This is a genomic window from Humitalea rosea (assembly GCF_003253705.1).
Taxonomy (GTDB): Bacteria; Pseudomonadota; Alphaproteobacteria; order Acetobacterales; family Acetobacteraceae; genus Humitalea; species Humitalea rosea.
Genome location: NZ_QKYU01000015.1, coordinates 74,807 through 87,818, shown reverse-complemented (window position 1 = coordinate 87,818; position 13,012 = coordinate 74,807). Strand labels below are relative to the sequence as shown.

The 13,012-nt window shown below is 71.2% G+C and carries 13 protein-coding genes and 1 tRNA gene; 9 read left to right on the top strand and 5 right to left on the bottom strand.

The genetic code is table 11. From position 1 onward, the window contains the following. Window positions 1-64: 64 nt before the first annotated feature. The 5 genes from C8P66_RS14035 to C8P66_RS14015 all read right to left on the bottom strand — a co-directional run bounded on the left by C8P66_RS14035 (window position 65) and on the right by C8P66_RS14015 (window position 3,479). Window positions 65-832: an NAD kinase gene (locus tag C8P66_RS14035; RefSeq protein ID WP_111398895.1), complete on the bottom strand. Its 768-nt coding sequence runs from the start codon at window positions 830-832 to the stop codon at window positions 65-67. A 249-nt stretch (window positions 833-1,081) separates the two neighbouring features. After that, window positions 1,082-1,465 (bottom strand): hypothetical protein, encoded by a 384-nt coding sequence (locus tag C8P66_RS14030; RefSeq protein WP_111398894.1) that lies wholly within the window; start codon window positions 1,463-1,465, stop codon window positions 1,082-1,084. A gap of 2 nt (window positions 1,466-1,467) precedes the next feature. Next, complete coding sequence (moaA, locus tag C8P66_RS14025; protein ID WP_111398893.1) at window positions 1,468-2,448, bottom strand: GTP 3',8-cyclase MoaA; 981 nt, start codon at window positions 2,446-2,448, stop codon at window positions 1,468-1,470. A 93-nt stretch (window positions 2,449-2,541) separates the two neighbouring features. Then, on the bottom strand, window positions 2,542-3,297 hold the full coding sequence (locus tag C8P66_RS14020; protein ID WP_111398892.1) for a sulfite exporter TauE/SafE family protein: 756 nt from the start codon (window positions 3,295-3,297) through the stop codon (window positions 2,542-2,544). After that, window positions 3,294-3,479: a DUF3553 domain-containing protein gene (locus tag C8P66_RS14015; protein ID WP_111398954.1), complete on the bottom strand. Its 186-nt coding sequence runs from the start codon at window positions 3,477-3,479 to the stop codon at window positions 3,294-3,296. The genes C8P66_RS14020 and C8P66_RS14015 overlap by 4 nt, the downstream gene beginning before the upstream one ends. A gap of 86 nt (window positions 3,480-3,565) precedes the next feature. Between C8P66_RS14015 and C8P66_RS14010 the strand changes: the two genes are divergently transcribed. The 9 genes from C8P66_RS14010 to tig all read left to right on the top strand — a co-directional run bounded on the left by C8P66_RS14010 (window position 3,566) and on the right by tig (window position 13,007). Further along, entirely contained in the window at window positions 3,566-4,222 is a 657-nt protein-coding gene (locus C8P66_RS14010) for a histidine phosphotransferase family protein (protein ID WP_111398891.1), read from the top strand. A gap of 75 nt (window positions 4,223-4,297) precedes the next feature. Next, the gene (locus C8P66_RS14005) at window positions 4,298-6,847 is read left to right on the top strand and encodes a hybrid sensor histidine kinase/response regulator (RefSeq protein ID WP_111398890.1); all 2,550 of its coding nucleotides are present in this window, start codon (window positions 4,298-4,300) and stop codon (window positions 6,845-6,847) included. A gap of 25 nt (window positions 6,848-6,872) precedes the next feature. Then, complete coding sequence (locus C8P66_RS14000; RefSeq protein ID WP_245903523.1) at window positions 6,873-7,364, top strand: chemotaxis protein CheW; 492 nt, start codon at window positions 6,873-6,875, stop codon at window positions 7,362-7,364. Window positions 7,365-7,377: 13 nt separating this feature from the next. Continuing rightward, entirely contained in the window at window positions 7,378-7,770 is a 393-nt protein-coding gene (locus C8P66_RS13995; RefSeq protein ID WP_111398888.1) for a response regulator, read from the top strand. Further along, window positions 7,767-8,876: a chemotaxis-specific protein-glutamate methyltransferase CheB gene (gene cheB, locus C8P66_RS13990; RefSeq protein WP_281271350.1), complete on the top strand. Its 1,110-nt coding sequence runs from the start codon at window positions 7,767-7,769 to the stop codon at window positions 8,874-8,876. The genes C8P66_RS13995 and cheB overlap by 4 nt, the downstream gene beginning before the upstream one ends. After that, entirely contained in the window at window positions 8,873-9,709 is an 837-nt protein-coding gene (locus C8P66_RS13985) for a CheR family methyltransferase (protein WP_111398887.1), read from the top strand. Before cheB ends, C8P66_RS13985 begins: the two co-directional genes overlap by 4 nt. 95 nt (window positions 9,710-9,804) lie before the next feature. After that, complete coding sequence (locus tag C8P66_RS24715) at window positions 9,805-10,929, top strand: energy transducer TonB (protein ID WP_146422864.1); 1,125 nt, start codon at window positions 9,805-9,807, stop codon at window positions 10,927-10,929. Between the two features lie 89 nt (window positions 10,930-11,018). Beyond that, window positions 11,019-11,103, top strand: a tRNA-Leu gene (locus C8P66_RS13975). Window positions 11,104-11,156: 53 nt separating this feature from the next. After that, a complete protein-coding gene (gene tig, locus C8P66_RS24375; protein WP_245903521.1) occupies window positions 11,157-13,007 on the top strand; it encodes a trigger factor in 1,851 nt (616 codons plus the stop codon). The last annotated feature ends 5 nt before the right edge of the window (window positions 13,008-13,012 follow it).

The following is a 13,012-nucleotide window of genomic DNA, read 5'->3' as shown; positions in this document are numbered from 1 at the left end:
GCATGGAATGACCCCTCTCCAGAAGCCGTGACGCTGGCATGGCACTCCGGGGCGGGCAATCGGCTCAGACGGTAAATTGCTCCGCGATCACCCGCTCGGACAGCCCATGCCCCGGATCGAAGAGCAGGGTGAGCGACACCGTCCGATCCTCGCGCACCTCGACGCGGACGACCTCGCGCACCTCGGTGAAGTCGGCGACGGCGGCGACCGGGCGCTTCTCGGGCTCCAGCACCTCGAACACCACCTGCGCCTCCGATGGCAGCAGCGCGCCGCGCCAGCGGCGGGGGCGGAAGGCGCTGATCGGGGTCAGCGGCAGCAGATTGGCCGAAAGCGGCACGATCGGCCCATGCGCCGAGAGGTTGTAGGCGGTGCTGCCGGCCGGGGTGGAGACCAGCACGCCGTCGCAGCTCAGCTCCGCAAGGCGCTCCCGCCCATCGACGGTGATGCGGATCTTGGCGACCTGGCGGGTCTCGCGCAGCAGGCTGACCTCGTTGATCGCCACCGCCTCATGCCGCTTGCCATGCACATCCAGCGCCATCATCCGCAGCGGATGCAGGGTCGCGGCCTGGGCCTCGGCCAGCCGCGCGGGCAGGCCGTTCTCCGACCAGGCATTCATGAGGAAGCCGACGCTGCCGCGGTTCATCCCATAGACCGGGATGCCGCGATGCAGGACGCGATGCAGCGTCTCCAGCATGAAGCCATCGCCGCCGAGGGCGACGATCACCTCCGCCTCCTCCTCCGGCAGGTCGCCGTAAAGCTCGACCAGCCGTGCCAGCCCCTCCTGCGCCGCCGGGGCGGAGGAGGCGAGGAAGGCCGCGCGGGGGGGAATCAGGCGGCGTCCCGCGCCGCGAGGCTGGCAGCCTTGTCATGGCCGGGGAGCATCTGGATCGCGGACATGGGCATGGCTCGGCTCCTGGTCGGGCGCATCAAGCGCCGGTCGGCGGGGCCGGGCAAGCCGCGGGGGGAAAACGGCCGCGCCGACACGCCGCGCGGCGGCGAGCGGCGATCATGTTCAGCGGCGCGCCGATCTGGCGACCCCGGGTATCGCGCTGCCGCAACCAACGCCCGCGGCGGGCGCGCCTTACCGCCCGCTGCGGGGCCAATCGATCCGGGGCTCCGTCCGCCCCCTGGCGCTCGGCCAGGCGGGGGGGGGCGGGATCGGGGGCGCCGGGCTCGGCGCCTCCGCCTCGGTGCGGGCGATACGCGGGCCGATGGGCGGTTCCGCCCAGCCCTCATCGGGGGAGATGCGGCGGCCCTGCGGCTGCTCGCGCACCGACAGGGTGCGCAGCTCGGCCTGGATCTCGTCGAGCTGCGCTTCCAGGATCTCCAGCCGCCCCTTCAGCCCGAAGACGGAGAAGGGCATCAACAGGAAGGCCGCGCCGAAGACCGCGAGCATGCCAAGCAGCACGAGGCCGCTCCAGTCCGGCAGGCCGGGGATCGCCAGCCGGTTGACCAGCTCCACCACCGTCAGCCGCCCGTCACGCTCATATGGCGGGCGACGGCGGCGCGATCCATAACGAAATCATGCCCCTTCGGCTTGCGTGCGATGGCGGCGAGGATGTGTTCGCGCAAGCCCTCGTCATCGACACCCGGATCGCGCAGCGGCCGGCGCAGATCGGCCGCGTCATCCTGGCCGAGGCACATGTAGAGCGTGCCGGTGCAGGTCAGCCGCACCCGGTTGCAGGATTCGCAGAAGTTGTGGGTCATCGGCGTGATCAGCCCGAGCCTGCCGCCGGTTTCCGCCACGTCGTAGTAGCGGGCGGGGCCGCCGGTCGCATGGCTGCTTTCGGTCAGCGTCCAATGCTCGCGCAGCCGCTGGCGGACCAGGGAGAGCGGCAGATACTGGCCGGCGCGATCGCCGGAGATGTCGCCCATCGGCATGGTCTCGATCAGGGTCAGGTCGAAGCCATGCTCGCCGCACCAGGCGAGCATGCGGTCGTATTCCTCCTCGTTCACGCCCTTCAGCGCGACGGCATTGATCTTGACCGCGAGGCCGGCGGCCTTGGCGGCGAAGATGCCATCCAGGGTCGGCTCCAGCTTGCCCCAGCGGGTGATGGCGGCGAATTTCTGCGCATCCAGCGTGTCGAGGCTGACGTTGATGCGCCGCACCCCGGCCGAATAGAGCTGGCCGGCCATCTTGGTGAGTTGCGAGCCGTTGGTCGTGACCGTCAGCTCCTTCAGCCCGCCCGGCCCGATCCGGTCGCCGAGGTTGCGGAACAGCGAGATGACGTTCTTGCGGACCAGCGGCTCGCCGCCGGTGAGGCGGATGCGTTCGACGCCCAGGCCGATGAAGGTGCCGCAAAGGCGGTCCAGCTCCTCAAGCGTCAGGACCTCCGACTTGGGGAGGAAGGTCATGTCCTCGGCCATGCAATAGACGCAGCGGAGGTCGCATCGGTCGGTGACCGAAACGCGGAGGTAGGAGATCCGCCGGCCGAACGGATCGAGCATCTTGGGCCTGTCCTTCCTGGGTCGGGTGACACTGATATGGCGGGATTTGGTCCGATACCCCCCCGCGCCGCAAGCCCTTTGCGGGGTTTACGCTCAGAACAGCAGGGCGAAGCCGCCCGCCAGCGCCAAAAGCAACTGGGCACAGCGCCGGTACCAGACAATGGGCAGGATATGGAACAGCCGCACGCCCACGGGGACGGAGATCGCCAGCACCGGCAGCAGCAGCGCCACCTTGGCCAACAGCACCGGCCCCATCAGCCCGGCCCAGAGCGGGGCGGCGATGGAAATCACTGAAATCATGGAGAAAAACAGAATGAGGCTGGCGCGATGCTGGCGCGCTGCCTCCGGCCCGGAGAGGAGGTAGAGGATGACGGGCGGCCCGCTCATCCCCGTCGCCCCCTTCAGCAGGCCCGAGGTGACGCCGACCGAGAGGTTCAGCAGCAGCGGGCGGGAGCCGTGGTAGCGCCAGCTCGACATCAGCAGCGCGCCGAACAGCAGCACGCAGACCCCGATCGCGCGGCGCAGGATCTCGCCATCCGCATTCAGCAGCACCCAGGCGCCGAAGGGGGTCGCGACCACGGCCGCGGCGCCGAGCGGCAGGATGGTGCGGCGGTCCGCCTCCCCAATCGCCTTGGGCAGCAGTTGCATGGAGACGATCAGCTCCATCAGCAGGATCGCCGGCACGCCGCCCAGGGTGCCGAACAGCGTGGAATAGACCGGGGAGAGCAGGATCGCGGTCCCGAATCCCGAATAGCCGCGCATCATCCCGGCCACCGCCGTCGCGCCGACAGCCACCCAGAACTGCCAGGTGCCTGGTAGTTCCATCACAGCCGCAAAAAATTCCGTCATCGCGTGTCGGGTGCCTCGTCCAGCGTCTGCAAGGCGATGACCGCCCCATTGATGAGCACCTTGCCCGCGTTCTCAAAATTCACGGTCACCCGGTCGCCGATCACCGACTGCACCTGGCCAATGCCCCAATCGGGGCGGCTTGGGTGGCGCACCCACATTCCGGGCTCAAGAAGAAAGGGCATGACCGGGCGCACCATCCCGCCGAGTTTACTGGTTCGCAAGGGGGCTGGCCCTAACACTTGCGGTTGCATCCGGGCAGAGTGGCGCGATGACGGTTGGAACAGATTTTGCCAGTGTAACGGCACTGCGGCTCGCACAGGCGCTTTGCGCGCGCATCTGCCATGACATGGGCGGGCCCGCGGGCATGGTTGTCGGTGCGCTGGAAATGGCGGGCGATGCCGAGGATGCGGCCGATGCCCAAGTGGGCGCGGCGGTGCCCGATGAGGCGATGGAACTTGCCCTGGAAAGCGCCCGCGCCATTCGCGCGCGGCTCCGCCTGTGGCGCGCGGCCTGTGCCGGCGATACCGGCCCGATGCCGGCGCCGGCGCTGTCGGCGCTGCTGGATGCGGTGCTGGCCGGCGGCCGCGTCCGCTTCCTGGGCGGGCTGCCGCCGGGGGTGGTCCTGCCGGCCGAGGCGGGGCAATTGGCCCTGGTCGGCGCCATGCTGGCGGTCGAGGCGCTGCCGCGCGGCGGGGTCGTGCATCTGACCGGCTCGGCCGACCACCTCGTCATCCTGCCCGAGGGGCCGGATGCGCGCTGGCCGGCGGGGCTGGGCCAGGGCCTCGCCGGCACCTTGGTCGAACCCGAGCCGCGCGCCGTGCTCACGCCAATGCTCCTGGCCCTGGCGAAGGCCGAGGGCTGGCGGGTCTCCCTCGCCTTCGGCGCCGGCCCGCAGCCGGGGCCGCTGCTGCTCCAACGCGGCTGAGCAGCCCCTTTACCCTTCCTTCGCTCCCCCCCCGGCAGACTGCGCTTTCGTGAATCGCAGTGCCGGGGATACGCCATGGATGACCTGCTCGCAGACTTCCTGACCGAGACGAATGAGGGGCTGGTGGCGTTGGACGCCGCCTTGGTGAAGCTGGAGCGCTGCCCGGACGACCGGCCGACCCTGTCGGAAATCTTCCGCCTGGTTCACACCATCAAGGGCACCTGCGGCTTCCTCGGCCTCTCCCGCCTCGAACATGTCGCCCATGCCGCCGAGAATGTGCTCGGCAAATACCGCGACGGCAGCCTGGTCGTGACCGGCGACGGCATCACCTTGGTGCTGAGTTCGCTCGACCGCATCAAGATGATCGTCTCCGGGATCGAGCGCACCGGCTCGGAGACCGCGGGGGACGACCAGCCGCTGATCGCAGCCCTGGATGCGGCCTCCGAGGGGCGCAGCCCGCCGCCGGCCGCGTCGGCGCCCGAGGTCTCGCTGGCGGTCGAGGTCGCGCCCGAGCCGGCCGAGATCGCCGCCCCGATCCTCCGCGCGGAGACGCCGCCCCTGGCCGAGCCGGAATCATCGTCCGGCACCAGCCTCGCGCCGCAGACCATCCGCGTCACCGTGGATGTGCTGGAGGATCTGATGACCCTGGTCAGCGAGCTGGTGCTGACCCGCAACCAGCTGATGCAGCTGGTCCGCGCCTCGGGCGACAATGCCTTCGCGGTGCCGTTGCAGCGGCTGTCGCACATCACCACCGACCTGCAGGAAGGGGTGATGAAGACCCGCATGCAGCCGATCGGCAATGCCTGGGCCAAGCTGCCGCGCCTCGTGCGCGACCTCTCGCTCGAACTCGGCAAGAAGATCGAGCTGGACATGCGCGGGGCCGAGACCGAGCTTGACCGCCAGGTGCTCGAACTCATCAAGGACCCGCTGACCCATATGGTCCGCAACAGCGGCGACCATGGCCTCGAAACCCCGGCGCAGCGCCGCGCGGCGGGCAAGCCCGATGCCGGGCGCATCATCCTGAACGCCTATCATGAAGGCGGGCACATCATCATCGAGGTCGGCGACGATGGCCGCGGCCTGCCGGTGGAGCGCATCCGGCAGAAGGTTCTGGCCAATGGGCTGGCGACCGAGGCCGAACTCGCCGGCATGGCCGAGCACGAGATCCAGCGCTTCATCTTCCGTGCCGGTTTCTCCACCGCGGCGGCGGTCACGGCGGTCTCGGGGCGCGGCGTCGGCATGGATGTCGTGAAAACCAACATCGAGAAGATCGGCGGCACGATCGAGTTGCGCTCGCGCGAAGGGCGCGGCACCACCTTCATCATCAAGATCCCGCTGACCTTGGCGATCGTCTCGGCGCTGGTGGTCGCGGCCGGCGGCGAGCGCTTCGCGATCCCGCAGATCGGCGTGCTGGAACTGGTGCGCGTCGGCGGCGGCGGCGGGGCGGCGGTCGAGCGGGTCAACGACACCCCGGTGCTGCGGCTGCGGGAGCGGCTGCTGCCGCTGGTCTCGCTCGCCACGCTGCTGCGGCTGGATGCGGTCCCCGAGGGCAATGGGGACGCCGCCTTCGTCATCGTCACCCAGGTCGGGCCGCATGTCTTCGGCATCATCGTCGATCGCGTCTTCGACACCGAGGAGATCGTGGTCAAGCCGGTCGCGCCGATCCTGCGCCATGTCACCATGTTCAGCGGCAACACCATCCTCGGCGATGGCTCGGTCATCATGATCCTCGATCCCAACGGCATCGCGCGGGCGACCGGCGTCGGCGCCGATGATTTGGGCGAGGACCAGGCCGCCGCCGCCATCGCCAATGCGCGCTCCAATGCCCGCACCGCGATGCTGCTGTTCCGCGCCGGCGATGCGACGCCCAAGGCGGTGCCGCTCGGCCTCGTCGCGCGGCTGGAGGATATCGCCGCCGAACAGATCGAGATGTCGGCCGGCCATCCGGTGGTGCAGTATCGCGGCAAGCTGATGCCGCTGATCCCGATCGGTGGCCATTGGATGCCGCCCGAGCCCGGCGCGCGCCAATCGGTGCTGGTCTTCAACGAACGCGACCGCGCGCTCGGGCTGATGGTCGATGAGATCCTCGATGTCGTCGAGGAACGCCTGACCATCGAATCCCAGCAGGACCAGCCGGGTTTCCTTGGCAGTGCGGTGATCGCGGGCAAGGTGACCGAGGTGCTGGACTGCGCCTATTGGCTCCACCAGGCGGGCGAGGATTGGTTCGGCCCCGAGGCGCGGCAGCAGGCCTCCGCCCGCGTGCTGATCGTCGAGGACAGCGCCTTCTTCCGCAACCTCGTGGTGCCGACGCTCTCCTCGGTCGGCTACGAGGTCACCGCGGTCGATGATGCCATGGCGGCGCTGCGGCTGCGCGAGGCGGGCCATAGCTTCGACATCATCATCTCCGACATCGAGATGCCGGGGATGGATGGCTTCGCCTTCGCCGCGGCGGTGCGGGAGGGCGGGCCGTGGCGCGACCTGCCGCTGATCGCGCTGTCCGGCCGGGCGGGGGCGGCGGATGTCGCGCGCGGCCGCGAGGCCGGCTTCACCGATTACGTCGGCAAGTTCGACCGCGGCGCGGTGCTCCGCAGCCTCGCCGATTGCCTCGCCCATGTCGGCGCCTGAAGGGATCACGACAATGCAGACCAACATGCAGACCGGTACCCAACCGGGCCCACCCGCCTCGCGCGGCGCCGTGCCCGCCGAGGATGCCGGCATCGTCTTCCTCACCCTGACCGTCGCGGGCAAGCCCTGCGCGGTTCCGGCGCTGGTGGTGCGCGATGTGCTCGGGCCGCAGACCATCACGCGCATCCCGCTGGCGCCGCCCGAGGTCGCCGGCAGCCTCAATCTGCGCGGCCGCATCGTCACCGCGATCGACCTGCGCCGCCGCCTCGGCCTGCCGCCACGCGAGGCGGGCGCGCCGGCGCCGATGAGCGTCGTCGTCGAGCATGGCGGCGAACTCTACAGCCTGCTCTCGGATGCGGTGGGCGAGGTGGTGCCGCTGCATGCGCGCGACGCCGCCCCGAATCCCCCGACCCTGGACCCGTTGTGGCGCGAGGTCAGCAAGGGTGTGCATCGGCAGGATGGGCGGCTGCTCATCGTGCTGGATGTGGAGCGGGTTCTCGCCTTCGGGCCGATGTGAGCGGAGAGGCGAGATGCGACGCTCTGCCCTGGTGGTGGATGACAGCCGTGTGGTCCGCAAGGCCGCGCGGCGGATGCTGGAAGGCTTCGGCTTTTCGGTGCGCGAGGCCGAGGATGGCGAGCAGGCCTTGATCGCCTGCCGCGCCGAGGCGCTGCCGAATGTGGTGCTGCTCGACTGGAACATGCCGGTGATGGACGGCATCACCTTCCTGCGCGCGGCGCGTGCCGAATTCGGCGCGGATCGGCCGCCGATCGTGCTCTGCACGACGGAATCGGAATTCTCGCGGATCGTGGAGGCGCTGCAGGCCGGCGCCCAGGAATACATCATGAAGCCCTTCGACGCGACGATCCTCGGCGGCAAGCTGGCGCAGATCGGCCTGCTCGACGCGGCCGAGGTGCCCGCGTGATCGCCCTGGCCCCGGCGAGGATTGCGGTGGGCGCGGCGGCGGTGCGGGTGCTGATCTGTGACGACAGCCCGACCGCGCGCGGCGCGATGGCCCGCGTGCTGGAGGCCGATGGCGGCATCACCGTGGTCGGCCGCGTCGGCGATGGCCGCGCGGCGCTGGAGGCGGTGCGGAGCCTGCAGCCCGATGTGGTGCTGCTGGATCTGGAAATGCCGGTGATGGACGGGATGACGGCGCTGCCGCTGCTGCTGCGCGCGCGGCCGCAGCTGGTGGTGATCGTGGCAAGCGCCTTGACCCAGCGCGGGGCCTCGGCGGCGATGGCGGCGCTGCGGGCGGGGGCGGCGGATTACGTGCCCAAGCCTGGTGCTGCCGGCGGCGGCATCCAGGACCCCGCCTTCCGCGCCGAGCTGGTGGAGAAGGTGAAGGGCTGGGCCAAGGTCAGGGCCCGGCGCCGGGTGCTTTCGGCCCCAGCGCTGCCTCCCGCCGCGCCACTGGCCCGATCTGGCGCACGGCCGCGGGCGATCGGGATCGGCAGCAGTACGGGCGGGCCGCAGGCGCTGGCCAGCCTGATCCGCCGGCTGGTGCCGGCGCCCAGCCTGCCGATGCTGCTGGTGCAGCACATGCCGCCGGGCTTTACCGCCATGCTGGCCGACCACCTCGGCCAGCTCGGCGGCCCCCCGGCGGCGGAGGCCAAGGACGGCGAGCCGCTGCTGCCGGGGCGGATCTATGTGGCGCCGGGCGATTATCATCTGCTGGCGGAACGCGATCCCGCCGGGGTGCTTTTTGCGAGGCTGACCCAGGACCCGCCCGAGAATTTCTGCCGCCCCGCGGTCGATCCGATGCTCCGCAGCCTGGTGCGCGCCTGTGAGGGGCGGGTGCTGGCGGTGGTGCTGACCGGCATGGGCCAGGACGGGCTGATCGGATGCCAAGCGGTCGCCAAGGCGGGCGGCACGGTTTTGGCGCAGGACGAGGCCTCCTCCGTGGTCTGGGGGATGCCCGGGGCGGTGGCGCGGGCCGGGCTGCCCGCGATGCTGGCCCCGCCCGAGCTTCTGGCGGACCGGATGCTGGCGCTCTGCGCCGGCGAGCAGGGCAGGGGGTTGCGGGCATGAGCGGCAGCAGCCCCGATACCTTTGCCGCCATCGCCGGGCTGGTGAAGGCCCGCGCCGGGATCGTGCTGACGCCGGACAAGGGCTACATGCTGGATACGCGGCTGGCGGCGATCCTCAGGCGGGGGAATTTTGCCTCCCTGGCGGCGCTGGCGCAGGCGCTGCGCGACCCGCGTGGCGAGCCGCTGGTGCGCGACGTGGTGGAGGCGCTGACCACCAACGAAAGCAGCTTCTTCCGTGACGGCAAACCCTTTGAGCATGTGAAGCGCATCCTGCCCGCGCTGCACGCCGCCCGCCCGGCGGGGGCGCGGCTGCGGATCTGGTCGGCCGCCTGCAGCACGGGGCAGGAGGCCTATTCGCTGGCGCTGCTGCTGGCCGATCAGCTTCCGGCCCTGGCCGGGCGGCAGGTCGATATCCTCGGCACCGATTTGTCGCGGGAGGTGGTGGAGCGCGCGCGGGAGGGTGTCTTCTCCCAATTCGAGGTGCAGCGCGGCCTGCCGGTGCAGATGCTGGTGAAGCATTTCATCCAGGAGGGCGGGAAGTGGCGGATCAAGCCCGCCCTGCGCGCCATGTGCCGGTTCGAGGAGCGCAACCTGCTCGGCGAGCATCGGGGCTTGGGCGGATTCGACCTGATCTTCTGCCGCAACGTGCTGATCTATTTCGACACGCCGACCAAGGCGAAGGTGCTGGCGGCGCTGGCGGCGCAGTTGGCCCCGGATGGCGCGCTGTATCTGGGCGGCGCCGAAACCGTGCTGGGGCTGACCGACCGCCTGGTGCCGCTGCCGGGGGAGCGGGGGGTCTATGGGCCGGCGCCAGCCCTGGCACGGAGCGCCTGAGCCGGCGCCTCGGGCGGCCTTAGCCGGGGCGCGGTCACTCTTCGTTTCCCGTCCGGCGGTCGCCGTGGCGGCGGGGCGGCGTTACAGGGGGGGAGATGACCGGCCTCCCCCCCGGCCCCGCCGTCTCGCGGAGGCCGCCGATCCACGCGCCGCGTCCCGATCGGATGGGGCTGTCGCGCGCCCATGCCCGGCGCCGGCTGATCGGGCGCTGGATCGCGGCCTCGCTGCTGCTGCATGCCGCCCTGCTGCTGGGCTGGCTGCTGCCCGATATGACCCGGAAGCTGCCCGAACCCTTGCCGCCCGCCGCGATCGAAGTGGTGATGGAGGGCGGCGCGCCCGACCGCCCGGCGCAGCAGCCGGCCGAGGCCGCCCCGCCACCCGCCGAGGCCCCCGCGGTGCCGGACGCACCTCCGCCGGTCCCGGCCCCGCCGCCGCCGCCGGCCCCGCCCGTGGCGCAGCCCGCCGCCCCGGCGCCGCCTCCGCCGCCGGTCGAGGCGCCGCCAACGCCCGCGCCGCCCCGCCCCGCGCCCGCCGCGGTGCCGGAACCCCCGCCGCCCGCCGATGCCCCGGCGCCGCCCGAGCCGCCCCCGGTCCCGCAGCCCCCGGTCCCGCAGCCCCCGCTGCCCGAGCCCCCGCTGCCCGAGCCCCCGCCGCCCGAGACACAGGCACCGCCGGAGCCTGAGCCCCCGTCGTTCAGCCTGCCCACGCCGCGCCCCCTGGCCCTGCCGATCCGCCCCCGCGCCCCGGCCCCACCGGCCCCGGCGCCGCGCAGCAGTCGAAACGCGCCGATCTGGCTGCCCGAGGGCTTCGCCTTCGAGCGCCCATCCGCCCCCACGACCCGGCGCCGGCAACTCGACACCGCCATCGGCCCGGATCTCCTCGGCCGCCTCTCGCCCGACCCGACCCTGGAGGTGCGCGGCGCGCAGGTCGGCCCCGATTGGCGCAACGCCTTCCGGGCCTGGCTCGACCAAAACCTGCGCTATCCGGAGCTGGCGCGGCTGAATGGGGAGGATGGGACCGTCCAGGTCCGCATCACCGCCTCGCCCGATGGCACGGTGCGCGGGGTCCGGCTGTTGCGCGGGTCGGGATCGACCTGGCTCGATCGCGGCACGCAGGTGCCGTTCCGGGCCGGTGCGCGGCTGCCGCCCTTCCCGCCGGGGGCGGACCCGAGCGGCGTCACGATCGACCTGCAGGTGGTCTATACGCTTATAAGACGGTAGTATGCCTCCGCGCGGGCATCGCCTGCCTTGGCTTCCGCGGCTGCTTCGGCTAAGGCCCGCGCTTCGCAGCGACATGGGAATACCCGGACGCGGGCGTGGTGGAACTGGCAGACACGCCGGATTTAGGTTCCGGTGGCGCAAGCCTTGGGGGTTCAAATCCCTCCGCCCGCACCAGACCGGCTTCCCTCTATCGCCAACACGCTTGCCAGGAACGGGTCACACGAAAGATGCAGGTCACCGAGTTCGCCAATGAAGGCCTCAAGCGCGGCTACAACGTCGTGGTGCCCGCCTCCGATATCGCGGCTGGCCGCGACCGGCGCCTGGCCGTGCTTGGCCGTGACCTGCGCCTGCCGGGCTTCCGGCCGGGCAAGGTGCCGGCGTCGGTGGTGAAGCAGCGCTATGGCGCCGCGGTGATGACGGAAGTGCTGGATGAGCAGGTCGGCGAGGCGACGCGCAAGGTCGTGGCCGATCGCGGCCTGCGCCCCGCGTTGCAGCCGAAGGTGGAGCTGGTGAGCTTCGTCGATGGCGGCGACCTGGAGTTCAAGGTCGAGCTGGAGCTGCTGCCCGAGATCCCGCTGCCCGATTTTTCCGCCATCGCGCTGGAGCGGCCGAAGGCCGTGCCGACCGAGGCCGAGATCGACACCGCGATCCAGGGCATCGCCGCCCGCAACCGCAGCCTGACCGATGTCGAGCCCGGCCGCCCCGCCGCCAAGGGTGAAGTGCTGGTGTGCGATTTCGTGGGCCGCCTGTCTGGCCAGGCCGCCGAGGCCCTGCCCCCGGTCGTGGCGCCGCAGGATGAGGCCAAGTGGCCCGCCGGCTGGCGTGGCTTCGCCGACCGCGGGCTGACCGAGCGCCTGCTCTGGACCCGGACGATCGATGGGGTGGTGACGTCCGAGGTCGCGTTCAGCGGCACGGCGGAGGCCAATGCCCGTGGCTACGTCTTTTTCACCGACAATGCCGGCGTCGCCGTGCCCGAGGGCGAGATCACCGGCGCCTGGAACTGGGCGCTGGTCAGCGGCACCCTTCCCGAGAAGACCCAGAGCGCCATGCTCATCGGGGCGCGCGATGCGGACCGCAAGGGCGTCGCCGGCGGCGGGCTGGAGCGTAGCTTCGGCCTGCCCGGCGCCGAGACCGCCCGGCCCAGCGTGAAGATGCTGCCCGTCTTCCCCGAAACGCCCGCGACCCTGCGCTTCGCCGCCGGCCTGATCTTCCCCGCCGGCGAGGTGGACGTCGTCCTGCGCGTCTCCGCGCCCAGCATCACCACCAACTCCGGCCTCGCCGAGCCCTTCCCGGGCGGCAGCATGACCGACATGCCGATCGAAGTGGGGGGGGACGGCTTCATCCCCGGCTTCACCGACCAGATCGAGGGCCTCGCCCCGGGCGAGAGCCGCAGCATCAACGTGACCTTCCCCGATCCGTACAACGCGCCGGATCTGGCGGGTAAGGCCGCGGTCTTCGAGATCACCGCCAAGAAGCTGCAGATCCCGGTGCCGCCGGTGATCGACGATGCCTTCGCCGCGACCCTCGGCGTCGCCGATCTGGCGACCCTGAAGACCCGCCTGATCGAGGGGCTGCAGCGCGAATACGACAGCCTGTCGCGGATGAAGGTGAAGCGGGCGCTGTTGGACGCGCTCTCCGCCCAGACCGGGTTCGAGGTCCCCGAGAGCATGGTGGAGAGCGAATTCGCCCAGATCTGGCAGCGGGTCGAGGCCGACATGAAGGCGGGCCGGCTGGATTCGGATGATGCCGGCAAGGATGAGGAGACGCTGAAGGCCGATTACCGGGCCATCGCGGCGCGGCGGATTCGCCTCGGCCTGCTGCTCTCCGAGGTTGGGCGCGTGAATGGCGTGCAGGTCACCGCCGAGGAGATGAACCGTGCCGTCCGCGAGGAGGCGCAGCGCTATCCGGGGCAGGAGAAGCAGGTGCTCGACTTCTTCCGCAAGAACCCGGAAGCGGCCGACAACCTGCGTGGCCCGATCTTCGAGGACAAGGTCGTGGACTTCATGCTGGAGCTGGCCAAGGTCACCGACCGCGAGGTTTCGGTGGCCGAGCTGACCGCGATGCCGGCCACCGCCTGACCATC